At 72.3% G+C, this 25,287-nt stretch carries 17 protein-coding genes; 8 read left to right on the forward strand and 9 right to left on the reverse strand.

The window, feature by feature from the left end; translation table 11 throughout:
* Positions 1-93 precede the first annotated feature (93 nt).
* Together mshC and HFV08_RS20115 are read left to right on the forward strand one after the other, a co-directional pair.
* Positions 94-1,323: a cysteine--1-D-myo-inosityl 2-amino-2-deoxy-alpha-D-glucopyranoside ligase gene (gene mshC / locus HFV08_RS20110; protein WP_168541129.1), complete on the forward strand. Its 1,230-nt coding sequence runs from the start codon at positions 94-96 to the stop codon at positions 1,321-1,323.
* A 184-nt stretch (positions 1,324-1,507) separates the two neighbouring features.
* Positions 1,508-4,564 carry an NPCBM/NEW2 domain-containing protein gene (locus tag HFV08_RS20115; protein ID WP_168541130.1) on the forward strand — a complete coding sequence of 1,019 codons (3,057 nt, stop codon included), beginning with the start codon at positions 1,508-1,510 and terminating at the stop codon, positions 4,562-4,564.
* Between the two features lie 94 nt (positions 4,565-4,658).
* Here the strand turns inward: HFV08_RS20115 and HFV08_RS20120 are convergent, their stop codons facing one another.
* The 6 genes from HFV08_RS20120 to HFV08_RS20145 all read right to left on the reverse strand — a co-directional run bounded on the left by HFV08_RS20120 (position 4,659) and on the right by HFV08_RS20145 (position 12,378).
* Entirely contained in the window at positions 4,659-5,693 is a 1,035-nt protein-coding gene (locus HFV08_RS20120; protein ID WP_168541131.1) for a PAC2 family protein, read from the reverse strand.
* 123 nt (positions 5,694-5,816) lie between these two features.
* Positions 5,817-6,875, reverse strand: a complete 1,059-nt coding sequence (locus HFV08_RS20125) for an LLM class flavin-dependent oxidoreductase (protein WP_168541132.1) — start codon at positions 6,873-6,875, stop codon at positions 5,817-5,819.
* A gap of 258 nt (positions 6,876-7,133) precedes the next feature.
* Complete coding sequence (locus tag HFV08_RS20130; protein ID WP_168541133.1) at positions 7,134-8,738, reverse strand: glycerol-3-phosphate dehydrogenase/oxidase; 1,605 nt, start codon at positions 8,736-8,738, stop codon at positions 7,134-7,136.
* 43 nt (positions 8,739-8,781) lie between these two features.
* Positions 8,782-10,335, reverse strand: coding sequence for a glycerol kinase GlpK (glpK, locus tag HFV08_RS20135; RefSeq protein ID WP_168541134.1), 1,554 nt, complete (start codon positions 10,333-10,335; stop codon positions 8,782-8,784).
* 39 nt (positions 10,336-10,374) lie between these two features.
* Positions 10,375-11,163, reverse strand: a complete 789-nt coding sequence (locus tag HFV08_RS20140) for an MIP/aquaporin family protein (RefSeq protein ID WP_168541135.1) — start codon at positions 11,161-11,163, stop codon at positions 10,375-10,377.
* 450 nt (positions 11,164-11,613) lie between these two features.
* Entirely contained in the window at positions 11,614-12,378 is a 765-nt protein-coding gene (locus tag HFV08_RS20145; RefSeq protein WP_040254940.1) for an IclR family transcriptional regulator, read from the reverse strand.
* Positions 12,379-12,809: 431 nt separating this feature from the next.
* Between HFV08_RS20145 and metH the strand changes: the two genes are divergently transcribed.
* The 3 genes from metH to HFV08_RS20160 all read left to right on the forward strand — a co-directional run bounded on the left by metH (position 12,810) and on the right by HFV08_RS20160 (position 19,199).
* Complete coding sequence (gene metH / locus HFV08_RS20150) at positions 12,810-16,325, forward strand: methionine synthase (protein WP_168541136.1); 3,516 nt, start codon at positions 12,810-12,812, stop codon at positions 16,323-16,325.
* Between the two features lie 164 nt (positions 16,326-16,489).
* A complete protein-coding gene (locus HFV08_RS20155) occupies positions 16,490-17,185 on the forward strand; it encodes an HAD family hydrolase (protein ID WP_168541137.1) in 696 nt (231 codons plus the stop codon).
* 409 nt (positions 17,186-17,594) lie between these two features.
* A complete protein-coding gene (locus HFV08_RS20160; RefSeq protein WP_168541138.1) occupies positions 17,595-19,199 on the forward strand; it encodes an ABC transporter substrate-binding protein in 1,605 nt (534 codons plus the stop codon).
* A gap of 104 nt (positions 19,200-19,303) precedes the next feature.
* On the opposite strand, the gene HFV08_RS20165 is transcribed toward HFV08_RS20160, so the two are convergent.
* On the reverse strand, positions 19,304-19,975 hold the full coding sequence (locus tag HFV08_RS20165; protein WP_168541139.1) for a response regulator: 672 nt from the start codon (positions 19,973-19,975) through the stop codon (positions 19,304-19,306).
* A 41-nt stretch (positions 19,976-20,016) separates the two neighbouring features.
* The gene (locus HFV08_RS20170; RefSeq protein WP_210430540.1) at positions 20,017-20,934 is read right to left on the reverse strand and encodes a RecB family exonuclease; all 918 of its coding nucleotides are present in this window, start codon (positions 20,932-20,934) and stop codon (positions 20,017-20,019) included.
* A gap of 189 nt (positions 20,935-21,123) precedes the next feature.
* On the opposite strand from HFV08_RS20170, the gene HFV08_RS20175 reads away from it, so the two are divergent.
* From HFV08_RS20175 to HFV08_RS20185, 3 genes are all read left to right on the forward strand, one after another.
* Positions 21,124-22,824 carry a site-2 protease family protein gene (locus HFV08_RS20175; RefSeq protein ID WP_168541140.1) on the forward strand — a complete coding sequence of 567 codons (1,701 nt, stop codon included), beginning with the start codon at positions 21,124-21,126 and terminating at the stop codon, positions 22,822-22,824.
* A gap of 120 nt (positions 22,825-22,944) precedes the next feature.
* Positions 22,945-23,847, forward strand: coding sequence for a tRNA (adenine-N1)-methyltransferase (locus tag HFV08_RS20180; RefSeq protein ID WP_040254944.1), 903 nt, complete (start codon positions 22,945-22,947; stop codon positions 23,845-23,847).
* Between the two features lie 205 nt (positions 23,848-24,052).
* On the forward strand, positions 24,053-24,631 hold the full coding sequence (locus HFV08_RS20185; protein WP_168541141.1) for a hypothetical protein: 579 nt from the start codon (positions 24,053-24,055) through the stop codon (positions 24,629-24,631).
* A 126-nt stretch (positions 24,632-24,757) separates the two neighbouring features.
* On the opposite strand, the gene HFV08_RS20190 is transcribed toward HFV08_RS20185, so the two are convergent.
* Positions 24,758-25,066: a ferredoxin gene (locus tag HFV08_RS20190; RefSeq protein WP_168541142.1), complete on the reverse strand. Its 309-nt coding sequence runs from the start codon at positions 25,064-25,066 to the stop codon at positions 24,758-24,760.
* Positions 25,067-25,287: the final 221 nt, after the last annotated feature.

The raw sequence follows: 25,287 nt of genomic DNA on the forward strand, positions 1-25,287 counted from the left end.
AGCACATCGGGGCGTTCCGGGCAAGGGTGCCCAACAGGCCATCCGCGGGCGTCCGGTTCGTACCCGGAACATGTGTCCGGTTAGGCTCAAGGCATGTATGCCTGGCCCGCTTCTGAGGTCCCCGCCCTGCCCGGCACGGGTCGCGACCTCCGGATCCACGACACCGCGACCGGCGGCCTCGTCACCCTCGACCCCGGTCCCGTCGCCCGTATCTACGTCTGCGGCATCACCCCGTACGACGCGACCCACCTGGGTCACGCGGCGACCTACAACGCGTTCGACCTCGTGCAGCGCGTGTGGCTCGACACCAAGCGGCAGGTCCACTACGTGCAGAACGTCACGGACATCGACGATCCCCTCCTGGAGCGCGCCGAGCGGGACGGGATCGACTGGGCCGGGCTCGCCGAGAAGGAGACCGCCCTCTTCCGCGAGGACATGACGGCCCTGAGGATGCTGCCCCCGCGGCAGTACATCGGCGCCGTCGAGGCCATCCCGGGCATCGTGCCCCTGGTGGAGCGGCTGCGGGACCTCGGCGCCGCCTACGAGCTCGAGGGCGACGTCTACTTCTCCGTCGAGGCCGACCCGCACTTCGGGCAGGTCTCCGGCCTGGACGCCGCGGCGATGCGGCTGCTCTCCGCGGAGCGCGGCGGGGACCCGGACCGCCCGGGCAAGAAGAACCCGCTCGACCCGATGCTGTGGATGGCGGCCCGGGAGGGCGAGCCCCGCTGGGACGGCGGCTCGCTCGGCGCGGGCAGACCCGGCTGGCACATCGAGTGTGTGGCCATCGCGCTCGACCACCTCGGCATGGGCTTCGACATCCAGGGCGGCGGCAGCGACCTCGCCTTCCCGCACCACGAGATGGGCGCCTCCCACGCCCAGGCGCTGACCGGGGAGTTCCCCTTCGCCAAGGCCTATGTGCACGCGGGCATGGTCGCCCTCGACGGGCAGAAGATGTCCAAGTCGAAGGGCAATCTGGTCTTCGTCTCCGCGCTGCGCCGCGCGGGCGTCGACCCGGCCGCGATCCGGCTGGCGCTCCTCGCCCACCACTACCGCGCCGACTGGGAGTGGACGGACGCCGTGCTCGACGAGGCGGTGGACCGGCTCGCCCGCTGGCGCGCCGCCGTCTCCCGGCCCGACGGACCCGAGGCGGAGCCCCTGGTGGAGGAGGTGCGCGCGGCCCTCGCCGAGGACCTCGACGCCCCGGCCGCGCTCGCCGCGGTGGACCGCTGGGCCGCCCGCCAGGCGGAGAACGGCGGCACCGACGAACGGGCGCCCGGAGTGGTCTCCCGCGCCGTGGACGCCCTCCTCGGAGTGGCCCTCTAGGGCACGTCTTCCGACCACGGGGGGCGTCGCCCCGTGGCTCGGGAAGCGGCGCTCCCGGACCCGGCCCGGTGCCGGGCAAAACCTCATATTCCGTACAGGCCCCCGGACTTCCCCGCGAAGTCCGGGGGCTTTCCTTTACCCGGAACCCTTGCCTTGCTGCTCGAATCTGCGCTAAAAGCTCAACATGCAATCACGAATACGCAAGAGAGTGGCCCTTGCGGGAGCCCTCGCGGGACTTCTCGCGACATTTGTGGGAACGGCGGGTTCGGCCCAGGCCGAGGACCCCGCGGCCGAGGAGGGCACGACCGTCGGCAAGGTGACGGGCTTCGAGGCGAAGGGCTCCGTCTACCAGCTGTCGGCGGGCGCGGCGAAGGCCCGCGTCAGCTTCGTCGACAAGGAGACCTTCCGGATCGAACTCGCCCCGGACGGCACCTTCACCGATCCGACCGGCAAGGACATCGTGCAGCCGCAGGGCAAGCCCCCGGCGACCCGGTGGAAGGAGAAGGGCGACCGCTACGAGCTGAGCACCGGCGCGGTCACCCTGCGGGCCTACAAGTCCCCGCTGCGCTTCGCGCTCCACCGGGCCGACGGCAGCAAGGTCTGGGAGGAGACCAAGGGCCTCACCTGGACCGAGGACAGCACCACCCAGACCCTCGACCGCGGGGCCAGGGAGCAGTTCTACGGCGCCGGAATGCAGAACGGCCGCGGCAACACCTCGCACCGGGGCCAGCGGGTCGAGGTCGGCGTCGACTACAACTGGGACGACGGCGGGCACCCCAACTCGGTGCCCTTCTACCTCTCCTCGGCCGGGTACGGCGTCTTCCGCAACACCTACGCGCCGAACACGTACACCTTCGACGAACCGGTCACCGCGGCCGCGAAGGAGAAGCGCTTCGACGCCTACTACTTCGCGGGCGACACCGCCAAGGACGTCATCGGCGACTACACCCAGCTCACCGGGAAGCCGTTCCTGCCGCCGATCTACGGACTGGAGATCGGCGACTCGGACTGCTACCTGCACAACGCCAACCGGGGCGAGCGGCACACCCTGGACTCGCTGAAGGTCGCCGACAAGTACCTGGAGAACGACCTCCCGCTCGGCTGGATGCTGGTCAACGACGGCTACGGCTGCGGCTACGAGAACCTCGCCGAGACCGGTGCGGGCATGAAGGAGCGCAAGGCGGAACTCGGGATGTGGACCGAGGACGGCCTCGACAAGCTCGCCGACCAGGTCAAGGCGGGCCAGCGGGTCGCCAAGCTGGACGTCGCCTGGGTCGGCGACGGCTACAAGTTCGCCCTCGACGGCTGCAAGGACGCCTACAAGGGCATCGAGGACAACAGCGACGCCCGCGGCTTCACCTGGGCACCCGAGGCCTGGGCCGGCGCCCAGCGCTGCGGGGTGCAGTGGTCCGGCGACCAGTCCGGCAGCTGGGAGAACATCCGCTTCCAGATCCCGACCTACGCGGGCGCCACCATGTCCGGGCTCGCCTACACCACCGGCGACGTGGACGGGATCTTCGGCGGCAGCCCCAAGACGTACGTCCGCGATCTGCAGTGGAAGTCGCTGCTGCCGATGACGATGACCATGGACGGCTGGGCGCCCAGCGACAAGCAGCCCTACGTCCACGGGGAGCCCTACACCGCCATCAACCGCAAGTACCAGAAGCTGCACGAGGCGCTGCTGCCGTATCTGTACTCCTACGCCCATGAGGCCACCGAGACCGGCGTGGGCGCGGTCCGCCCGCTCGCCCTCGAATACCCCGAGGACCCGAAGGCCGCGACCGACGCCGCCAAGTACGAGTTCCTGACCGGCGAGGACCTGCTCGTCGCCCCGGTCTACGAGGACACCGACGTACGCGACGGGATCTATCTGCCGAAGGGCACCTGGACCGACTACTGGACCGGCCGGACCTACCAGGGCCCGACCACGCTGAACGGCTACAACGCCCCGCTCGACACCCTGCCGATGTTCGTCAAGGCCGGTGCGACGGTGCCGATGTGGCCCGGCATCAGGTCCTACCGGGACCGCGGCCCCGAGGACCAGGTCGCCTGGGACGTCTACCCGCAGGGCAGGTCCTCCTTCACGCTCTACGAGGACGACGGCGTCACCCGCGAGCACCGGGACGGCAAGTCCTCCACCCAGCGGGTCCAGGTGCGCGCCCCGCGGCAGGGCGGCGGCGACATCCGCCTCGACGTGGGCGCCGCCGAGGGCTCTTTCGACGGCAAGGCGGAGCAGCGGCCGTACTCCTTCAGCCTGCACACCTCCGACGCGCCGAGCGCGGTGCGGATCGGCGGGCACCGGCTGCGCGACCTCGGTTCCGCGGCGGCGTACGAGAAGGCCGAGGAGGGCTGGTACTACGACCGGGACGACCGGGCCGGGGTGATCCGCGTCAAGACCGCGCCCCGCTCCACCGGCCGCCCCTTCACCCTGTACGCCGAGGACACCAGCGCGGTCGGCGGCAAGGTGCCGGGCGCCGGTGCGGGCGTCAGCGCCCCCTCCGGCCAGGAGATCCCGGTGGGCACCGCCTCCACCGTCCGCTTCGGCGTGACGGCGGGCACCCGGGACGCCACCGGGGTGCGGCTCGCCCTCGACCTCCCGGAGGGCTGGCGGGCCGAGCCGCTGAAGGACCTCCGGCGGATCCCCGCGGGCACCACCGCCACGGTGGACGTGAAGGTCACCCCGCCCGCCGACGCCGAGTCCGGCGAGCGCACCCTCAAGGTCCGCGCCCGCTACACGGCCGCCGGCCAGGACCGCGCGGTCTCCGGCGCCTTCGGGGTCGCCGCGGTGCCGAAGCCGCCGAAGGGCGACACCTGGGCCGGCGACCTGGAGTGGCTGACCGACACCAACGGCTACGGGCCCGCCGAGCGCGACCAGAGCAACGGCGAGTCCGCGGCCGGTGACGGCAGGACCCTCAGCCTCGCGGGCAAGAGCTACGAGAAGGGGATCGGCACCCACGCGAACTCCGACATCGAGGTCCACCTCGGCGGCCGGTGCTCCCGCTTCACCGCGGACGTGGGCATCGACGACGAGATCAAGGACTACGGCGAGGTGGCCTTCTCCGTGGAGGCCGACGGCAAGGTGCTGTGGACCTCGCCGAAGCTCACCGGGACCTCGGACACCGTCCCGGTCGACCTGGACGTGACCGGCGCCCGGCACGTCCGCCTGAAGGTCACCGACACCGACAAGAAGAAGACCGGCGACCACGGCGACTGGGCGGCGGCCAAGTTCCACTGCGCATAAGGGAGTTCGCGCACAGAGCGGCGGGGGGGGGGGGGGGGCCCCCCCCCCCCCCCCCGCCGCCGTGTCGTCGTCCCGGCTCGGCCCTCCCCGGGGCTCAGTCCTCCGGCGGTTCCTCCGGGCCCGGGCCCGAACCGGACCCGCCGGACCCGGAACCCGGCCCGGACCCGCCCTCGTCCTCCGCGGACGGCTTCGGCGAGCGCGGCGGCCTGGCCCGGCCGCCCGGGCCGGTGTCCCGCAGATACGGGGAGGTCTCGCCGCTCTCGGTGGCGTGGCCGCCCGCCGCCGGACCGCCGTCCCTGCGGCGCAGATAGCGCTCGAACTCGCGGGCGATGGCCTCCCCGGAGGCCTCCGGCAGCTCCGCGGTGTCCCGGGCCTCCTCCAGGGACTGCACGTACTCGGCGACCTCGCTGTCCTCGGCCGCCAGCTGGTCGACGCCGAGCTGCCAGGCGCGGGCGTCCTCGGCCAGCTCGCCCAGCGGGATTCGCAGGTCGATCAGGTCCTCCAGGCGGTTCAGGAGCGCCAGGGTCGCCTTCGGGTTCGGCGGCTGGGAGACGTAGTGCGGGACCGCCGCCCACAGGCTCACGGCGGGGACCCCGGCGTGCGTGCAGGCCTCCTGGAGGATGCCGACGATCCCGGTGGGGCCCTCGTAGCGGGTCTCCTCCAGGTTCATGGTGCGGGCCAGGTCGGTGTCGGAGGTCACCCCGCTGACCGGCACCGGCCGGGTGTGCGGGGTGTCGCCGAGCAGCGCGCCGAGGACGACCACCAGCTCCACGCCCAACTCATGGGCGAAGCCGAGGAGTTCGTTGCAGAACGAACGCCAGCGCATGGACGGTTCGATACCGCGCACCAGGACCAGGTCACGGGGCTTGTCGCCACCGACGCGGACCACGGACAGCCGGGTCGTCGGCCAGGTGATCTTGCGGGCGCCGTTCTCCAGGAAGACCGTGGGGCGGTTGACCTGGAAGTCGTAGTAGTCCTCGGCGTCCAGCGCCGCGAAGACCTCGCCCTTGAACTCCTTCTCCAGATGCGCGACCGCGGTGGAGGCAGCGTCACCGGCATCGTTCCAGCCCTCGAACGCGGCCACCATGACCGGGTCGACCAGCTCGGGAACCCCCTCGAGCTCGATCACCCAGCGCCTCCTTCCGACGTGCCCTCGTGTACGAGCCAACCTTACGGGCTCCGCGGCACTCGCTCCGCAGCTCCGCCTGGACAGGGGGCGGGTACCCGGGCACACGCGCCGGGGGCCCGGCGCTCACTCCCACAGGGTGCTCGGGGCCTCCCGCCGCACCACCGGCGCGATCTCCTCGGCGAAGCGCCGCAGGGTCTCCCGCTGCTCAGGCCCGCCGAGGCCGAAGCCGTCCACGGCGACCGACTGGAGGTCGTGCCCGTAGAGCGCGTGGTAGCCGAGGATCTTGTCGATGATCTGCTGCGGCGAGCCGATGAGCTGCGGCCCTTCCCCGATGGCCTCCTCGATGGTGCGGTACGGGGTGTTGTAGCCCGCCTTCCCGGCGAGTTCGGGCTTGAAGGCCCGCCGCACGCCCGCCTCGTACAGCTCCTTGTAGCGGGAGACGGCCTGCTGCGAGCTGTCCGCGATCAGCAGTCCGCCGGAGCCCGCGGCGACCCGGGCCCGCGCCGGGTCGTGGCCGTACTCCGCGAAGCGCTCCCGGTAGTGCGCGATGAGCTTGGCGTAGGCCGCCCGGGGCTGGACGGCGTTGGCGGTGAAGAGCGGATCGCCGTGGCGGGCGGCGAGTTCGGTGGAGTGCAGGCTGGTCGCCGAGCCGTGCCAGATCCGCGGCGGGTCCCCGTAGGGCCGCGGCAGGGTGGTCGCCCCCTTCAGCGGTGGCCGGAACTCGCCGGTCCAGTCGACGCCTTCCTCGCGCCAGAGCCTGCGCAGGAGTGCGTACTTCTCGCGCTGGAGGTCCCACTGGCGCTCCTCGTCGAGCCCGAAGAGCGCGAAGTGGCCCGCCTCCGCACCCTTGCCGACGACGAGTTCGACCCGGCCGCGGGAGAGCTGGTCCACGGTGGCGTAGTCCTCGGCGACCCGGACCGGGTCGAGGACGGCGAGCACCGTGACGCCGGTCAGCAGGCGGATGCGGGTGGTGCGCGCGGCGAGCGCGCCGAGCACCACGGTGGGGCTGGAGGAGAGGAAGGGCCCGGCGTGCCGCTCGCCGACCGCGAAGGCCTCGAAGCCGAGCCGCTCGGCCTCCTCGCCGAGCGCCACCACCTCGGCCAGGCGGTCGGCGGGGGAGGGGAGTTCGCCGGTCAGCGGGTGCGGGGCGTGGCTGACGAGCGAGAGCAGCTGGAACTTCACCGGGTTTCCTTCCGCCGGGCGGCCCCCGCCGGGGGCGGCGGACGGGACGCCTCCACCCTCACTCCGGCCCGTTGCGGGCGGATGTACGGCGTATGGCGGGGCCCGGCCGCCGGACGCACTGCCCGACCGCACCGAATCGCCCGGACAGCACCGCCAGGGACTTCCTCCGGATCGCGGGCCCGGCCCGAGCCGGAAAAGGCCCGAGGGGCCGCCACCGAAGTGGCCGCCCCTCGGGCCCTGTTGCCGAGAGCCTGCCGCTCAGCGGCGCAGCAGGTTCTCCACCTTGCCGCGGATGTCCTCGGTGTCGAGGCCGCGGATGGTCAGGGTGGTGCGGCGGCGCAGGACGTCCTCCGCGGTCTCGGCCCACTCGTGGTCGCGGGCGTAGGCGACCTGGGCCCAGATCTCCGGGGCGTCCGGGTGGATGCGCTCGGCCAGTTCGGGGCGCTCCTCTGCCAGGCGCGCGATGTCCAGGGCCAGCGAACCGTAGTGGGTGGCCAGGTGCTTGGCGGTGTCGGCGGCCATCCGCGGGCCCGGGGCGGGGCCGTCCACGAGCAGCCGGTGGGTGACGGCGCGCGGGTTGGCGATGCCCGGCAGCGGCAGCCGCTTGGGCAGCTGGGACTGCGGTTCCATGTCCTCGCCGAGCGGCCGCCCGGGCAGCGTGGCGAGCTTGTTCATCACGGTGCGGCCGATGTGCCGGAAGGTGGTCCACTTGCCGCCCGCCACCGAGAGCATCCCGCCGGGACCCTCGGTGACCACGGTCTCCCGCTTGGCCTTGGAGGTGTCGCCGGGCCCGCCGGGCAGCACCCGCAGTCCGGCGAAGGCGTACGTCATCAGCTCGCGCTTGAGCTGGTTGTCGCGGACCGAGAAGGCGGCCTCGTCGAGTATCTGGTCGATGTCGCCCTCGGTCACCGCCACCTCGCCGGGGTCGCCCTCGAACTCCTCGTCGGTGGTGCCGAGCAGGAGCATGTCCTCCCAGGGCAGGGCGAAGGTGATGCGGTACTTGTCGATCGGGGTGGCGAGCGCGGCACGCCAGGGGGCGGTCCGCTTGAGGACCAGGTGGGCGCCCTTGGAGAGCCGGATCGAGGGGGCCGCGTCCGGGTTCTCCATCCGGCGCAGGTGGTCCACCCAGGGCCCGGTGGCGTTGAGCACCAGGCGCGCCTGCACCCCGAACTCGGCGCCGTCCACGCGGTCCCGCAGCTCGGCGCCGCTGACCCGGCCGCGGGTGAAGCGCAGCCCGGTGACCTCGGCGTGGTTGAGGACGACGGCGCCCGCCTCGGCGGCGGCGCGCACCGTCATCAGGGCCATCCGCGCGTCGTTCATCTGGTCGTCGCCGTAGACCGCCACGGCCTTGAGGCCCTCGGTGCGCAGCTCGGGGACGTCCTGCTGGGCCTTCGCGGGGCTCAGCAGATGGCCGACGCCGTCACCGAAGGCGGAGAGCGCGGAGTAGGCGAAGACCCCGGCGCCGAGCTTGGCGGCGCCGTGCGGGCCGCCCTTGTAGACGGGCAGGTAGAAGGTGAGCGGGTTGGCCAGGTGCGGGGCGACCTGGCGGGAGACGGCCCGCCGCTCGAAGTGGTTCTCGGCGACCAGCCTGACCGCGCCGGTCTGCAGGTAGCGCAGACCGCCGTGGAGCAGTTTGGAGGAGGCGGACGAGGTGGCGCCGGCGAAGTCGCCGGCGTCCACCAGGGCCACCCGCAGACCCGACTGTGCGGCGTGCCAGGCGGTGGAGATGCCCAGGATGCCGCCGCCGATCACCAGGAGGTCGAAGGTCGCCGCGGACAGGCGCTCCCGGGTCTCGGCCCGTTCCGGCCGGGAACCCGCAGTCGGGCGCGTTCCGGGTGCGGGAACGCTCTGCAGGGTGGTCATGTGTCCAACTCCTCTAGTGCTACTGAGAGTTGCCGACCTGCGGTCAGCTCTCGTCGTCGAGCCAGCCCATGGTCCGCTCCACGGCCTTGAGCCAGCTCTTGTACTCGCGCTCGCGGGTCTCCGCGTCCATGCGGGGGGTCCACTCGGCGGCGCGGCGCCAGTTGGCGCGCAGCGCCTCGGTGTCCGGCCAGAAGCCGACGGCGAGGCCGGCGGCGTAGGCCGCTCCGAGGCAGGTGGTCTCGGCGACCATCGGGCGCACCACGGGCGCGTCCAGGACGTCCGAGAGGGTCTGCATCAGCAGGTTGTTGGAGGTCATGCCGCCGTCGACCTTGAGCGTGGTCAGCTCGACGCCGGAGTCCTTGGTCATGGCGTCGGAGATCTCGCGGGTCTGCCAGGCGGTGGCCTCCAGCACGGCGCGCGCGATGTGCGCCTTGGTGACGTACCGGGTCAGTCCGGCGATCACCCCGCGGGCGTCCGAGCGCCAGTACGGGGCGAAGAGGCCGGAGAAGGCCGGGACGAAGTAGGCGCCGCCGTTGTCCTCGACGGAGGAGGCGAGCGTCTCGATCTCGGCGGCCGAGTTGATCAGGCCCATCTGGTCGCGCATCCACTGCACCAGGGAGCCGGTGACCGCGATGGAGCCCTCCAGGGCGTACACCGGCTTGTTGTCGCCGATCTGGTAGCCGACCGTGGTCAGCAGCCCCGAGTAGGAGTTGATCGCCTTCCCGCCGGTGTTGATCAGCATGAAGGTGCCGGTGCCGTACGTGGACTTGGCCTCGCCCTCGGCGAAACAGGTCTGGCCGAAGAGGGCCGCCTGCTGGTCGCCGAGCGCGGAGGCGACCGGTACCCCGCCGAGGAGTTCGCCGAGCGGGCCCCCGGTGACCTCGCCGTAGACCTCGGCGGAGGAGCGGATCTCGGGCAGGACCGCGGCCGGGACCTCCATCGAGGTGAGGATCTTGTCGTCCCACTTCATGGTGTGGAGGTTCATCAGCATCGTGCGCGAGGCGTTGGTGACGTCGGTGACGTGCACGCCGCCCTGGGCGCCGCCGGTGAGGTTCCAGATGACCCAGGAGTCCATGGTGCCGAAGAGGATGTCCCCGGCCTCGGCGCGCTCGCGCAGCCCCTCGACGTTGTCGAGCAGCCAGCGGATCTTCGGTCCCGCGAAGTAGCTCGCGAGCGGCAGCCCGGTCTCGCGGCGGAAGCGGTCCTGGCCGACGTTGCGGCCGAGTTCCTTGCACAGGGCGTCGGTGCGGGTGTCCTGCCAGACGAGGGCGTTGTGCACCGGCTCACCGGTGTTCTTGTCCCAGAGCAGCGTCGTCTCGCGCTGGTTGGTGATGCCGATCGCCTTGATGTCGTCCCGGCCGATCCCGGCCTTCTGGATGGCTCCGGCCACGACTTCCTGGACATTGGTCCAGATCTCGGCCGCGTTGTGTTCGACCCAGCCCGGCTTGGGGAGGATCTGCTCGTGTTCTTTCTGGTCGACGGAGACGATGCGCCCGTCGCGGTCGAAGACGATGCAGCGGCTCGACGTCGTGCCCTGGTCGATGGCCGCGATGAAGGGGCCGGTGCCGTGCGAGTTGCTGGCGGTCTGGTCGGTCACGGTGTGCTCCTCGGGTCGTGGTGCGGTCGCGGGGCGGGATCAGGCGAAGGCGAGCTCGTAGAGTCCGCCCGCCAGGGCACCGCCGATGAGCGGGCCGACGACCGGGATCCAGGCGTAGCCCCAGTCCGAGCCGCCCTTGTTGGCCATGGGGACCAGGGCGTGCACGATGCGCGGGCCGAGGTCGCGGACCGGGTTGATGGCGTACCCGGTCGGGCCACCGAGCGAGAGGCCGATGCCGACCACCACGAGGGCGGTGATGAGCACGCCGAGGACGCCGAGGCCCTTGCCCTCGTCGTTGAGGCCCTGGGTGAGGATGGCCAGGACCAGGACCACGGTCGCGATGATCTCGGTGAGGAGGTTCTGCACCGCGTTCCGGATCTCCGGACCGGTGGAGAAGATGCCGAGCACGGGGCCGGCCTGGGGTTCGAGGCGCTCGTCGACCATGCCCTCGGGGCCCGGGGTGCTGATGATCTCGGGGTCCGAGAGGTGGGCGCGGAACTGCCCGTAGTAGGCGACCCAGACCAGGGCGGCGCCGATCATCGCGCCGAGCAGCTGCGAGGCCAGGTAGAGCGGTACGTCGGACCACTCGGTGCCGCCCTGGATGGCGAGCCCGAGGGTGACCGCGGGGTTGAGGTGGGCGCCGGAGACACCGGCCGATATGTAGGCGCCGGTGAGCACCGCGAAGCCCCACCCGAAGGTGATGGCGAGCCAGCCCGCGTTCTGTGCCTTCGAGCGCTTGAGCGTGACGGCGGCGCAGACGCCGGCGCCGAGCAGGATGAGTACGGCGGTCCCGATGACCTCGCCGGTGAAGATGTCGGAGCTGGACACCCGCGACTCCTTTGTCCTTCGTCCAGGGGAAGGCGAACCCCGGGTCCCACCGGTGGTTCGTGCCCTCGGGTGAGGGCGTACCGGCCCGTGGCCTTGTCACACCCTAGCGCGTATTGCCGCAAGGTGTTCGACAATGCCGACCGGTGGGCGCGAGTCTCGCGGCGGGGTCACCAACTCGTCAAGACGGTGCGGCTATCGGATTGACTTGGATTTCCGATCGTTATCGATCGTCCGCGCTCCGGCCGCCATCCGCATGTCGAACGGACCGGAAGGGCCCCCCGGGGTGCCCGCGGGCCGGGCGCCGGCGGCCGCTCGGGAACGGGGCGAGGAGGCCGTCCCGGCCCGTGTGGGGAGCGGTACGGGAAGGTGGCGGGCGGGGCGTCGGACGCCCCCGGCGGCGCCGGTGCGCCCGGCCGGGAAGGCGCCCCGCGCGGAGGCGCGCGCACCGGCTCAGAAGCGGCTGGCGCCCAGATCCCGGGAGACGGCCCGGGCGCAGTCGCGCACCGAGGCGATCAGACCGGGCAGCGGCTCGGACTCCTTGCAGACCCGCTCGACGGCCCCCGTCACCCCGACGGCGCCCACCGGCATCCGGCGGCGGTCGTGGATGGGGGCGGCGACCGAGGCGACGCCCTCCCAGGTCTCCTCGATGTCGGTGGCGTAGCCGCGGGCCCGGATCAGGTCGAGGGTGGTCTCGATGCGGCCGAGGCCGGTCACGGTGTGCACGGTGAAGCTGCCCCGCTCGGACTCGACCAGCTCGCTGTGGGCCACCGGGTCGTAGGCGGCGAGGACCTTGCCGAGGGCGGTGGAGTGCAGCGGCTGCATCGCGCCGACCTCCAGGACCTGGCGGCTGTCGTCGGGCCGGAAGACGTGGTGCACGATCAGCACGCCCTGCTGGTGCAGTACGCCGAGGTAGGCGCTCTCGCCGCTGGCCCGGGCCAGGTCGTCGGTCCACACCAGGGCACGGGCGCGCAGCTCGTGCACGTCGAGGTAGCTGTTGCCGAGGCGCAGCAGCTCCGCCCCGAGCTGGTAGCGCCCGGAGGCGGGGTCCTGCTCGACGAAGCCCTCCTGCTGGAGGGTGCGCAGGATGCCGTGCGCGGTGCCCTTGGCGAGGCCCAGGGCGGTGGCGATGTCGGAGAGGCCCAGCCTGCGCTCGCCGCCCGCGAGCAGGCGCAGTACGGCGGCCGCGCGTTCCAGGGACTGGATGTTGCGTGCCATGCGCGGGGCTCCCTTCGAACGGCCTGGGCGAGAGCGGCGGGGCCGGTGAGGACGGGCAGGGGGCGGCGGCTCGGCGAGCCACCCGGGGCGCTGCGCCCGGGGGCGGCAGCGGAGGAGGTCGGCAAGTAGGGTGCAACACCGTGGTGTTCGGCAATGCTGAACACTATCGGTCTTTACCGACCTGCCGCCAATACACGCCACACCGCGTGCCGCGTATCCGCCGCCCCGTGATCCGCGCCCCTGCCGGGCCGCCGCGGGACCCGGCAGGCGCCCCTGACGGGCCCGTTCGGCACCGGGGTCCGGACCGTGGCACGGGAGTCCGCGTGCTGGACGCCCTGACGGCCGGGCCGGGGCACGGTTAGGCTGGCCCGGTGCGCCTTCCGCAGGGAAGCCGCAAAGCCGACAGCCGTCGCACTCCAGGGAGCATTCTCATGGCCTCGTTGCCGACCCCCGACCTCGCCGACAGCCGCACCCGTATCGCCGCCTTCCGCGAGGCCCTCGCCACCCGGGTGGTGGTCGCCGACGGCGCGATGGGCACCATGCTGCAGGCGCAGGACCCCAGCCTGGACGACTTCCAGAACCTCGAGGGCTGCAACGAGATCCTGAACGTCACCCGCCCCGACATCGTGCGCACGGTGCACGAGGAGTACTTCGCGGTGGGCGTCGACTGCGTGGAGACCAACACCTTCGGCGCCAACCACGCGGCGCTCGGCGAGTACGACATCCCGGAGCGGGTCCACGAGCTCTCCGAGGCGGGGGTGCGCATCGCCCGCGAGGTCGCCGACGAGTTCACCCTCTCCACCGGGCAGCAGCGCTGGGTCCTCGGTTCGATGGGCCCGGGCACCAAGCTGCCGACCCTCGGCCACGCCCCGTACACCACGCTGCGCGACGCCTACCAGCAGAACGCCGAGGGCATGATCGCGGGCGGCGCGGACGCGCTCCTGGTGGAGACCACCCAGGACCTGCTGCAGACCAAGGCCGCCGTCCTCGGCGCCCGGCGCGCCCTGGAGGCCACCGGCACCGACCTGCCGCTGATCTGCTCGGTCACCGTCGAGACCACCGGCACCATGCTGCTCGGCTCGGAGATCGGCGCCGCGCTGACCGCCCTGGAACCGCTCGGCATCGACATGATCGGCCTGAACTGCGCCACCGGGCCGGCCGAGATGAGCGAGCACCTGCGCTACCTCGCCCGCCACTCCCGGATCCCGCTGGCCTGTATGCCCAACGCCGGCCTGCCCGTGCTCGGCAAGAACGGCGCGCACTACCCGCTGACCGCGCCGGAGCTGGCGGACGCCCAGGAGACCTTCGTCCGGGAGTACGGGCTCTCCCTGGTCGGCGGCTGCTGCGGCACCACGCCCGAGCATCTGCGCCAGGTGGTGGAGCGGGTGCGCGGCGAGGTGCCCGCCGAGCGGACGCCCCGCCCGGAGCCCGGCGCCGCCTCGCTCTACCAGACGGTGCCCTTCCGCCAGGACACCGCCTACCTCGCGATCGGCGAGCGGACCAACGCCAACGGCTCCAAGAAGTTCCGTACGGCCATGCTGGAGGGCCGCTGGGACGACTGCGTGGAGATGGCGCGCGACCAGATCCGCGAGGGGGCGCACATGCTCGACCTGTGCGTCGACTACGTGGGCCGGGACGGCGCCGCGGACATGGCCGAACTCGCCGGGCGCTTCGCCACCGCCTCCACCCTGCCGATCGTGCTCGACTCCACCGAGATCGAGGTGATCAGGGCCGGACTGGAAAAGCTCGGCGGCCGCGCGGTGATCAACTCGGTCAACTACGAGGACGGGGACGGCCCCGAGTCCCGGTTCGCCAAGGTCACCGCGCTGGCCCGGGAGCACGGCGCCGCGCTGATGGCGCTGACCATCGACGAGGAGGGCCAGGCCCGAACGGTCGAGCACAAGGTCGCCATCGCCGAGCGGATCATCGAGGACCTGACCGGTACCTGGGGCATCCACGAGTCGGACATCCTCATCGACACCCTGACCTTCACCATCTGCACCGGCCAGGAGGAGTCCCGCAAGGACGGCGTCCACACCATCGAGGCCATCCGCGAGCTCAAGCGCCGCCACCCGGACGTGCAGACCACGCTGGGCCTGTCCAACATCTCCTTCGGCCTGAACCCGGCCGCCCGTATCGTCCTCAACTCGGTCTTCCTGGACGAGTGCGTGAAGGCCGGGCTCGACTCGGCGATCGTGCACGCCAGCAAGATCCTGCCGATCGCCCGCCTGGAGGAGGAGCAGGTCCAGGTCGCCCGGGACCTGATCTACGACCGCCGCGCGGAGGGCTACGACCCGCTGCAGCGGCTGCTCGAACTCTTCGAGGGCGTCGACACCAAGTCGATGAAGGCGGGCAAGGCCGAGGAACTCGCGGCGCTCCCGCTCGGCGAGCGCCTGGAGCGGCGCATCATCGACGGCGAGCGCAACGGCCTGGAGGCCGACCTCGACGAGGCGCTGGAGACCCGGCCCGCCCTGGACATCGTCAACGAGACCCTCCTGAACGGCATGAAGGTCGTCGGCGAGCTCTTCGGCTCCGGGCAGATGCAGCTGCCCTTCGTGCTCCAGTCCGCCGAGGTCATGAAGAGCGCGGTGGCCCATCTGGAGCCGCACATGGAGAAGTCCGACTCCCAGGGCAAGGGCACCATCGTGCTCGCCACGGTGCGCGGCGACGTCCACGACATCGGCAAGAACCTGGTGGACATCATCCTGTCCAACAACGGCTACAACGTCGTCAACCTCGGCATCAAGCAGCCGGTCGCCGCCATCCTGGACGCCGCCGAGGAGCACGGCGCCGACGTCATCGGCATGTCCGGTCTCCTGGTGAAGTCCACGGTGATCATGAAGGAGAACCTGGAGGAGCTGAACCAGCGCGGCATGGCCGCCGACTTCCCGGTGATCCTCGGCGGCGCCGCCCTCACCCGCGCCTACGTCGAGCAGGACCTGCACGAGATCTACCAGGGCGAGGTCCGCTACGCCCGGGACGCCTTCGAGGGCCTGCGCCTGATGGACGCCCTGATCGCGGTCAAGCGGGGAGTGCCGGGCGCCCAGCTGCCCGAGCTGAAGCAGCGCCGCGTGCGGGCAGCCGCGGCCACCGCGGTCGAGGAGCGCCCGGAGGAGGGCGCCGTCCGCTCCGACGTGGCCACCGACAACCCGGTGCCCGCCCCGCCCTTCCGGGGCACCCGGGTGGTCAAGGGCATCCAGCTCGCCGACTACGCCTCCTGGCTGGACGAGGGCGCCCTCTTCAAGGGGCAGTGGGGTCTGAAGCAGGCCCGCACCGGCGAGGGGCCGAGCTACGAGGAGCTCGTGGAGAGCGAGGGCCGCCCCCGGCTGCGCGGCTGGCTGGACAAGCTCCAGCGGGAGAACCTCCTGGAGGCCGCCGTCGTCTACGGCTACTTCCCCTGTGTGTCCAAGGGCGACGACCTGATCATCCTCGGTGAGGACGGCGCCGAGCGGACCCGCTTCACCTTCCCGCGTCAGCGCCGCGGCCGCCGGCTGTGCCTCGCCGACTTCTTCCGCCCGGAGGAGAGCGGCGAGACGGATGTCATCGGGCTCCAGGTGGTCACCGTCGGCTCCCGGATCGGCGAGTCCACCGCCGAGCTGTTCGCCGCCGACGCCTACCGGGACTACCTCGAACTCCACGGCCTCTCCGTGCAGTTGGCGGAGGCACTGGCCGAGTACTGGCACGCCCGGGTCCGCTCCGAGCTCGGCTTCGCGGGGGAGGACCCGGAGGCCATGGAGGACATGTTCGCGCTGAAGTACCGCGGCGCCCGCTTCTCGCTCGGCTACGGCGCCTGCCCCGACCTGGAGGACCGCGCGAAGATCGCCGAGCTCCTGGAGCCGGAGCGGATCGGCGTCGAGTTGTCCGAGGAGTTCCAGCTCCACCCCGAGCAGTCCACCGACGCCCTGGTGATCCACCACCCCGAGGCCAAGTACTTCAACGCCCGCTGACGGCCCGGTCCGGCCCGCCGTACGCGAAAGGCCCGAGGTGTGCGCCGCCGCACAGGGCGGGCGGGCCCGGTCCGCCGTACACTGGTCGGTCCAGTACAGGCCGGTCGCCCGCGGTTGGGGGCGACCGGCCTGCCCGTCCCCCACGGAAGGCGGTGAGCGGCCAGATGACCAGTACGGTCCCGGCGCTCGGTACCCAGCAGGCGGAGAGCTCCGTGCTCGAAGCCGTCCTGCTCGACATGGACGGCACCCTGGTGGACACCGAGGGCTTCTGGTGGGAGGCCGAGGTGGAGGTCTTCGCCCGGCTCGGCCACCGCCTCGACGAGGCATGGCGCGATGTCGTGGTCGGCGGCCCGATGAGCCGCAGCGCGGGCTTCCTGATCGAGGCCACCGGCGCCGAGGTCTCCCTGGACGAGCTGGTCGTCCTGCTCAACGACGGCTTCGAGGAGCGCATCAGCCGGGCCCTGCCGCTGATGCCGGGCGCCGCGCGGCTGCTCGCCGAGCTGACCGCGAACCGGGTGCCCACTGCCCTGGTCTCCGCCTCCCACCGGCGGATCATCGACCGGGTGCTGCCCTCGCTCGGCGCCGGGCACTTCGCCCTCACCGTGGCGGGCGACGAGGTCGAGCGGACCAAGCCGCACCCCGATCCGTATCTGCTCGCCGCGGCGGGCCTCGGTGCGGATCCGGTCAGATGTGCGGTGATCGAGGACACCACCACCGGAGTCGCCGCCGCCGAGGCCGCGGGCTGCACCGTCGTCGCCGTGCCCTCGGTCGCGCCGATCTCCCCGGCGCCCGGGCGGACCGTGGTGCCCTCCCTGGAGAAGGTCGATCTGCGCTTCCTGCGCAGCCTGGTGAAGGGCTGATCGGAGCCGGGGCGGTGCCGCCCGCCGGACCGGTGCGCGCGGCCTCGCGGTGCCGGGTGGGAAATGGCCGGAAGCGGCTGTTTTCCGCCCGGACGGATCGTGTGAAATCCGCCACCAGCGGGCCGGCCGCGGCGGGCCCCGTCCCGTCGCGAGTGGGCGGATCCGGGCGCTGCCGTGCCTCTTGTGCACCGATTTGTCATTCCGTGCGCGAAAGCGGCCCGTGTCGGGGTTTCGCACAGTCCGCGTACGGTTTCGCTGCGTAACCGCGCTCTCGCCCGCTGACGCCCGAGGCGCTCGGATACGGGGGTTAGTGTCGGGCCGTGAGAACCACGCCTCGACCCCCGTACGCCGCGCGGCCCACCCCCGCCGCGCCCGGAGTCCGGGAACCCAGTCCGGGAGAACTTCGCGCATGAACCGTAAGACCTTGGTGCTGCCGGCCGTCGTCGGTCTGCTGGCCTCCGCGCTCGCGGCCTGCGGGGGCTCCGGTGGCGGCGGCCGGGACGGCGGGGCCATCGTCGTGGGCACCACCGACCGGTTCACCACCTCGAAGGACGCCCCCGCCCCGTTCGACCCGGCCTTCGCCTACGACGCCGGCACCTGGAACGTCCTGCGGCAGACCGTGCAGACCCTCACCGCGGTGCCCCGCGGCGACGGGGAGCCGGAGCCCGAGGCCGCCCGCCGGTGCCGCTTCACCGACACCGGCAACGAGCGCTACGAGTGCACCCTGCGCGAGGACCTGAAGTTCTCCGACGGCACCCCCGTCACCGCGAAGGACGTGAAGTTCTCGCTCGACCGGGTCCGCGCCATCAAGAGCGAGAGCGGCCCGGTCGCCCTCCTGTCGAGCATCGACACCATCGAGACCCGCGGCGCGGACACGGTGGTCTTCCACCTCGACACCGCCGACGCCACCTTCCCGTACAAGCTCGCCACCCCCGCCGCGGGCATCGTCAACCCGGCGGACTACCGGGCCGGGCGGCTGCGCGACGGCTTCGAGATCAGCGGCTCGGGCCCGTACCGGATGAAGGCGGAGACCGAGGGCGGCGCGCTCGTCAAGGCCGTCTTCACCCGCAATCCGCACTACCAGGGCCAGTTGAAGCCGAAGAACGACAAGGTGGAGCTGCGCTCCTTCGCCGGTGCCGACGCCATGGGCAAGGCCCTCGACAAGGGCGACATCGACCTGATGACGCGCACCATGTCACCGGAGCAGATCCGCGAGCTGTCCACCGCCACCGGGCGGCACATCAACCTGGTGGAGCTGCCCGGCCTGGAGATCCGCTACCTCGGCTTCAACACCGAGGCGCCCTCGGTCCGCGAGAAGGCCGTCCGCAAGGCGATGGCCCAGCTCGTCGACCGCGGCGCGCTGGCCGCCAAGGTCTACGGCGCCACCGCGGAGCCGCTGTACTCCCTGGTGCCCACCAACATCACCGGGCACGCCAACTCCTTCTTCAACACCTACGGCAGGCCGAGCGACTCCCAGGCCCGCGCCACCCTGAGGAAGGCGGGCATCTCCACCCCCGTCAAGCTCACCCTGCACTACACCACCGACCACTACGGCCCGGCGATGAAGAAGGAGTTCGCCCTGCTGCGCGACCAGCTCAACGACAGCGGCCTCTTCCGCGCGCGCATCAAGGGCACCGAGTGGAGCAAGTACCGCCCCCAGCAGCTCAAGGGCGAGTACGCGGTCTACGGACTCGGCTGGTTCCCCGACTTCCCCGACGCCGACAACTTCCTCGCGCCCTTCCTCGACAAGGACAACTTCCTCGGCTCCTCCTACGCCGACAGCCGGATCCGCGAGGAGCTGATCCCCGCCTCCCGCCGCGAGGCCGACCGGCTCGGCGCCGCCGAGAGCCTGGAGGAGATCCAGGACATCGTCGCCGAGGACGTCCCGGTGCTCCCGCTGTGGCAGGGCAAGCAGTACGTCGCCGCCCGCGACGACATCCAGGGCGTGGAGTGGGCGCTGAACTCCTCCTCCGTGCTCCAGCTGTGGGAGCTGAGCCGCGGCGTCAGCGACTGAGCCCCGGCGGCAGCCGCTCCATGACGACGGCGGGCCCGCGGCACTCCGGTGCCGCGGGCCCGCCGCCTCTTCTCCGCTTCCTGACGCCTGCGGGCGTCGACGCCCTACTGGGCCCCGGGGCGCACCAGCCCGCTCTCGTACGCGTACACCGCGGCCTGCACCCGGTCGCGCAGGCCGAGCTTGGTGAGCACATGGCCGACATGGGTCTTCACGGTGGTCTCGCTGACGAAGAGGTCCGCGGCGATCTCCGCGTTGGACAGCCCGCGCGCCACCAGCTTCAGCACCTCGACCTCGCGCTCGGTCAGCGTGCCCAGGGCGTCCGGCACCGGCTCGTCGCCGGAGGGGAGGTGGCCCGCGTACTTGTCCAGGAGGCGGCGCGTGATGCTGGGCGCGAGCATCGCCTCGCCGTCCGCCACCACCCGGATGGCCTGGACGAGTTCACCCGCCGGGGCGTCCTTGAGCAGGAAGCCGCTGGCCCCGGCGCGCAGCGCCTCCACCACGTACTCGTCGAGGTCGAAGGTGGTGAGCACCAGGACCTTCGCCGGTCCGTCGCGGCCGGGCCCGGTGATCTGGCGGGTGGCCTCCACGCCGTCCATACGGGGCATCCGGATGTCCATCAGGACGACATCGGGCTGCAGGGCGCGGACCTGGTCGAGCGCCTGGAGCCCGTCGCCCGCCTCGCCGACGACCGCGATGTCCTGTTCGGCCTCCAGGATCATCCGGAAACCGGTGCGCAGCAGCGGCTGGTCGTCGACCAGTAGGACACGGATGGCCACGTGAGTCTCCCTCTTGCTAGCCCAGGGGCCGTCCGTTCGGATCAGGCGGGATCCGAGGGAAGGCCCTGGGCCATTCTGCCCTGTACCGTGCCGTCCGCCGTGGCCGCCCTCACCGGCAGCGGATACGGCGGGGGAGTGCCCCCGAACTCCGGGCAGTGCGCCTGGTGGTCGCACCAGCCGCACAGCTTGGTGGGCCGCGGCCGCCAGTCGCCCGTCTCGGTGGCCTCGCGGATCGCCTCCCACAGCGCGTGCAGCTTGCGCTCCACGCGTTCGAGGTCGGCGAGGACCGGGTCGTAGGTGAGGACGTCCCCGCTGCCGAGGTAGACCAGCTGGAGGCGCCGGGGCACCACCTTCTTCAGGCGCCAGACCACGAGCGCGTAGAACTTCATCTGGAAGAGCGCGCCCTCCGCGTACTGGGGGCGGGGCGCCTTGCCGGTCTTGTAGTCGACGATGCGCACCTCGCCGGTGGGCGCGACGTCGACCCGGTCGATGATGCCGCGCAGCCGCAGCCCCGACTCCAGCTCCGCCTCCACGAACAGCTCCCGCTCGGCGGGCTCCAGACGCGTCGGGTCCTCCAGCGTGAACCAGCGCTCCACCAGCTGCTCCGCCTCGCCGAGCCAGCGGGTGAGCCGGGCTCCGTCCTCGTCCCCCGCGAAGAGCTCCACCAGCTCCGGCTTGGACTCCCGCAGCCGGTCCCACTGGCCGGGCACCAGCGATCGGGCGCGCGGCGCGGTGCGGTCCACGGCCGGGGTGTCGAACAGCCGCTCCAGGACGGCGTGCACCAGCGTGCCTCTGGTCGCCGCCTCGCTCGGCTTCTCCGGCAGCCGGTCGATCACCCGGAAGCGGTACAGCAGCGGGCACTGCATGAAGTCGCTCGCGCGGGAGGGCGAGAGGGAGGCGGGCGCGGCGGGCACAGCGGTCGCCACCCGTGCGGCCGTCCCCTCGGCACTGGTTTCCATGCGCCAGACCCTAAGGCCCCGCACCGACAACGGCCGCATACCATCGACGGCAGCCCCTCTCGCCCTGCATGATCGGAGCGAGACCGGCTTCCGGACCAAGAGCACCAAGAGCAGCACCAAGAGCACCAAGAAGACGAAGAACACGAAGAGCGCGAAGAGTACGAAGAGTTGCTTCGACGAGGGGACAGCGTGGACGAGAGCGGGCAGCCGCACCCCGGCGGCCACGGCGCGGACGACCACCGCGACCGGCCGGCGGGTTCGGACGGCGCCGACACCGGCTCCGCGTCTCCCGAAGCGGGCGGACAGGGGGGACCACCACCCGCCGGGGACCCGGCACCGCCGCGCGCGGAAAGGCCGGTCCCCCCGGCTGCGGAGGGCTCGGAACCACCGCCTGCCGAGGGCTCGGCGACCCCGCCCGCGGAGGGCCCGGCACCCCGGTCGGCGCAGGCCCCGGCACCCCCGCCTGCCGAGGACCCGGCGGAGAAGGGCGACCGCGGCACCGGCCAGGGCGACAGCGCCACCCGCCAGGGCGACAGCGGCCCCCGCCAAGGCGACAGCGGCACCCCCCGCAACGGCGACGGCGGCACACCCCCGCCGCCCGCACCGGCCCCGCCCCCCGAGCCCGCGCCGCCGTCCTCCCCGGCCCCCTCGCCCTTCGGGTCCGCCCCGCAGGACGACCACGACCGCAGCCACGCCCGGGGCAATCCGCGGGGCGCCAAGCCGCCGTCCCGCCGACCCGAGCCCGGCGGCGGCATCCTGATGGGCCGTCCCTTCGGCGTCCCGGTCTACGTGGCCCCCAGCTGGTTCCTGGTCGCCGTGCTCATCACCTGGGTCTTCGGCGAGCAGCTCGAACGCGTGCTGCCCGAACTCGGCGGCGCCCGCTATCTGGTCTCGCTCTTCTTCGCCGTCGCCTTCTACGCCTCGGTGCTCGTCCACGAGCTGGCCCACACCGTCGCCGCGCTCCGCTTCGAGCTGCCGGTGCGCCGGATCCAGCTCCAGTTCTTCGGCGGCGTCTCGGAGATCGAGAAGGAGTCGGAGACCCCCGGCCGGGAGTTCGTCCTCGCCTTCGTCGGACCGCTGCTCTCCCTGGTGCTCGCCGGGGTCTTCTACCTCGGCATGCTCGCCGTCGAGCCGGGCACGGTCCCCGGGGTGCTGCTCGCCGGACTGATGATCTCCAACCTCCTCGTCGCCGCCTTCAACCTGCTGCCCGGGCTGCCGCTGGACGGCGGCCGGATGCTGCGCGCCGTGGTCTGGAAGATCACCGGCAAGCCGATGAGCGGCACCGTCGCCGCGGCCTGGGTCGGCCGCGGCCTCGCCCTGTCCGTACTGGTCGGGCTGCCGCTGCTCACCCAGTCCGGCGCGCTCGGCGACGACGCCCAGGAGTTCGGTGGCTGGGACACCCTCACCGACGCCCTGCTCGCCGCGATCCTCGCCGGGATCATCTGGACCGGCGCCGGGAACAGCTTGCGGATGGCCCGGCTGCGCGAGCACCTGCCCGAACTCCGCGCCCGCACCCTGACCCGGCGTGCCGTCCCGGTCGCGTACGACACCCCGCTCTCGGAGTCGCTGCGCCGCGCCAACGACGCCGGGGCACGCGCCCTGGTGGTGGTCGACCCGGACGGCGAACCCCGCGCCCTGGTGCGGGAGGCCGCCATCGTCGGCGTGCCGCAGCACCGGCGCCCCTGGGTCGCCGCGGGCAGCCTCTCCCAGGAGCTGAGCCCGGGCATGCTGGTCTCCGCCGAGCTGTCCGGCGAGGAGCTGCTCGACGTGCTGCGCGCCACCCCGGCCTCCGAGTACCTGGTGGTCGAGGAGTCCGGCGAGATCTACGGGGTGCTCTCCGCCGCCGATGTGGAGCGCGCCTTCGTCAAGGCGATGGCCCGCCCGAACTGAGCCCTGCCGCCCGCCGGCCCCCGGCGCCGGGCCCGACCGGAGTGCCCGGCCGGGGCCCGCGCGGGTCACCGCCCGTACACCTGGTCGGGGGCCCGCCGGCCGAAAGGTAGGCTGGGCCCCATGTCCGAACCGACCGGTGCCGCCCGCCGTCGCGGGCCCTTCAAGGTCGGGGACCAGGTACAGCTGACCGATCCCAAGGGACGCCACTACACCTTCACGCTCGAAGCCGGGAAGAATTTCCACACCCACAAGGGTTCCTTCCCGCACGACGAGTTGATCGGTGCTCCCGAGGGCAGCGTCGTCCGCACCACGGGGAACGTCGCCTATCTGGCGCTGCGCCCCCTGCTCCCCGACTACGTCTTGTCCATGCCCCGCGGTGCCGCCGTGGTCTACCCCAAGGACGCGGGGCAGATCCTGGCCTTCGCGGACATCTTCCCCGGCGCCCGCGTCGTGGAGGCGGGGGTCGGCTCCGGCTCGCTGAGCAGCTTCCTGCTGCGCGCCATCGGCGACCACGGAATGCTGCACAGCTACGAGCGGCGCGCGGACTTCGCGGAGATCGCCCAGCAGAACGTCGAGCGCTACTTCGGCGGTCCGCACCCGGCCTGGCAGCTCACCGTCGGCGACCTCCAGGACAACCTCTCCGACAGCGAGGTCGACCGGGTCATCCTGGACATGCTCGCCCCCTGGGAGTGCCTGGACGTCGTCTCCAAGGCGCTCGTCCCCGGCGGGATCGTCTGCTGCTACGTCGCCACCACCACCCAGCTCGCCCGTACCGTCGAATCCCTGCGCGAGATCGGCTGCTTCAACGAGCCGACCGCCTGGGAGTCCATGATCCGCAACTGGCACATCGAAGGACTCGCCGTGCGCCCCGATCACCGGATGATCGGCCACACCGGCTTCCTGCTCACCGCCCGGCGGCTCGCCGACGGCGTGGAGCCGCCGATGCGCCGCAGGCGGCCGGCCAAGGGCGCCTACGGCGAGGACTACGCCGGTCCCAACGCCGACGGCGGCACCCCGCGCTGACCACCCTGCCCCTGCAACTCCCGGGCCCCGTGCCCGAGTTCCCGCCGCTCCGGTGAACTCGGCCACGGGGCCCGCGCGTTGGCGTGTGCGCCCCTTCGCGCGCGGGTGCGTGCCGAAGAATGCGCCCCCGGCGTTCCGGCCGAGTGTGACGTATGGCACGATGCTGGCCATCCCCCGCCGGTACAGCCCCCAGGAGACGCTCCTAGTGCAGCAATCCGCCGTCCCGGAACTCGCGCACGCCACCACCCGGCCCATCCACTGGGTGGCCACCGCCGCGGCCGTGGCCGCCGTGCTCGCCGGGTCCTCCTTCCTCCAGCCCGATCACGCCACGGCCGCCCAGCCGGACAAGGGCGGCGCCGCGCGCAGCACGCCGGTCGCCGCACCGGATCCGGACGGGGTGCGCTTCCCGCTGGACTGCGGTCCGGTGGCGGCGAAGGTGCAGCAGCGGGCCAGTGGGGACCTGGACGGCGACGGCAGACCGGAGACGGTGGCGGCGGTGCGCTGCGACGCCGGTTCGGGCAGCCCGCCGGACGGGGTCTATGTGCTCACCCAGCCCTCCGGTAAGGGCGGGAAGCCGCGCGTGGTGGCGACCCTGCTCGACCCCAAGGACCGCGAGAACGCCACCGACTTGACCGTCCGCGACGGACGCGTCGCGGCCACCCTCCTCGGCTACTCCTCGCCGGAGGTGCCCAGTTGCTGCCCCGACCAGAAGCAGAAGGTGAGCTGGCACTGGCAGGACGGCGCCTTCGCGCGCAGCACCGGGGACCAGGCCCGCACCGTGTGAGGCACGCCACGGCCGGTCACCGTCCGTGGCGGGAATCCGACCAGAAGACGAGCACGAGAAGGGGCCCGGGACGCCGTCGACGGCGTCCCGGGCCCCGCCTCGTCTTCACCTGGCGCGCTCGCGGAATCACTCCGCGTCGGGCCCGTAGACCTCCACCTTGTCCGAAACCCGGCGTACGTGGATGCAGTCGCCCGGACACTCCTTGGCGGAGTCGCTGACATCCCTGAGGAGGGTCAGCGGTACGGGTGTTGCGGCCCCCGGGGCCTGCAGCAGCTCCTCGTCCGCGCCCTTGACGTAGGCGAGGCCGTCGATGTCCAGCTCGAAGACCTCGGGCGCGTACTCCGCGCAGATCCCGTCGCCCGTGCACAGGTCCTGGTCGATCCACACTTCGAGGTCGGCGCCGCCTGGTGCGGGCGCACCGCCTGGGTCCTGCACGGTCTGTCTCCCTGCCGTTCGCGGTGCCGGGCGGCCCGGAAAAGGGTGCAAGTCGGGCCAGCTCCGACGGGTGTTGAACGCTTCGACGATACAACCGCCCGCTTTCCGCGGCCCTCAGGTGGGTATCCCCCTGGCGTGAGGGAGAGCGCAAGGGTGAAGATCGGACACACCCCGTCGGTCTTTGTGATCTAGGGGTTTCAATCGGCACCCACGCAGGTAGG

Source organism: Streptomyces physcomitrii (assembly GCF_012273655.1).
Classification (GTDB): domain Bacteria; phylum Actinomycetota; class Actinomycetes; order Streptomycetales; family Streptomycetaceae; genus Streptomyces; species Streptomyces physcomitrii.

Excerpts from the sequence above, each read along its gene's own strand:
- mshC (WP_168541129.1), top strand. The coding sequence starts at position 94 with ATGTATGCCTGGCCCGCTTCTGAGGTCCCCGCCCTGCCCGGCACGGGT.
- HFV08_RS20115 (WP_168541130.1), top strand. The coding sequence starts at position 1,508 with ATGCAATCACGAATACGCAAGAGAGTGGCCCTTGCGGGAGCCCTCGCG.
- HFV08_RS20130 (WP_168541133.1), bottom strand. The coding sequence starts at position 8,738 with ATGACCACCCTGCAGAGCGTTCCCGCACCCGGAACGCGCCCGACTGCG.
- HFV08_RS20145 (WP_040254940.1), bottom strand. The coding sequence starts at position 12,378 with ATGGCACGCAACATCCAGTCCCTGGAACGCGCGGCCGCCGTACTGCGC.
- metH (WP_168541136.1), top strand. The coding sequence starts at position 12,810 with ATGGCCTCGTTGCCGACCCCCGACCTCGCCGACAGCCGCACCCGTATC.
- HFV08_RS20155 (WP_168541137.1), top strand. The coding sequence starts at position 16,490 with ATGACCAGTACGGTCCCGGCGCTCGGTACCCAGCAGGCGGAGAGCTCC.
- HFV08_RS20160 (WP_168541138.1), top strand. The coding sequence starts at position 17,595 with ATGAACCGTAAGACCTTGGTGCTGCCGGCCGTCGTCGGTCTGCTGGCC.
- HFV08_RS20170 (WP_210430540.1), bottom strand. The coding sequence starts at position 20,934 with ATGGAAACCAGTGCCGAGGGGACGGCCGCACGGGTGGCGACCGCTGTG.
- HFV08_RS20180 (WP_040254944.1), top strand. The coding sequence starts at position 22,945 with ATGTCCGAACCGACCGGTGCCGCCCGCCGTCGCGGGCCCTTCAAGGTC.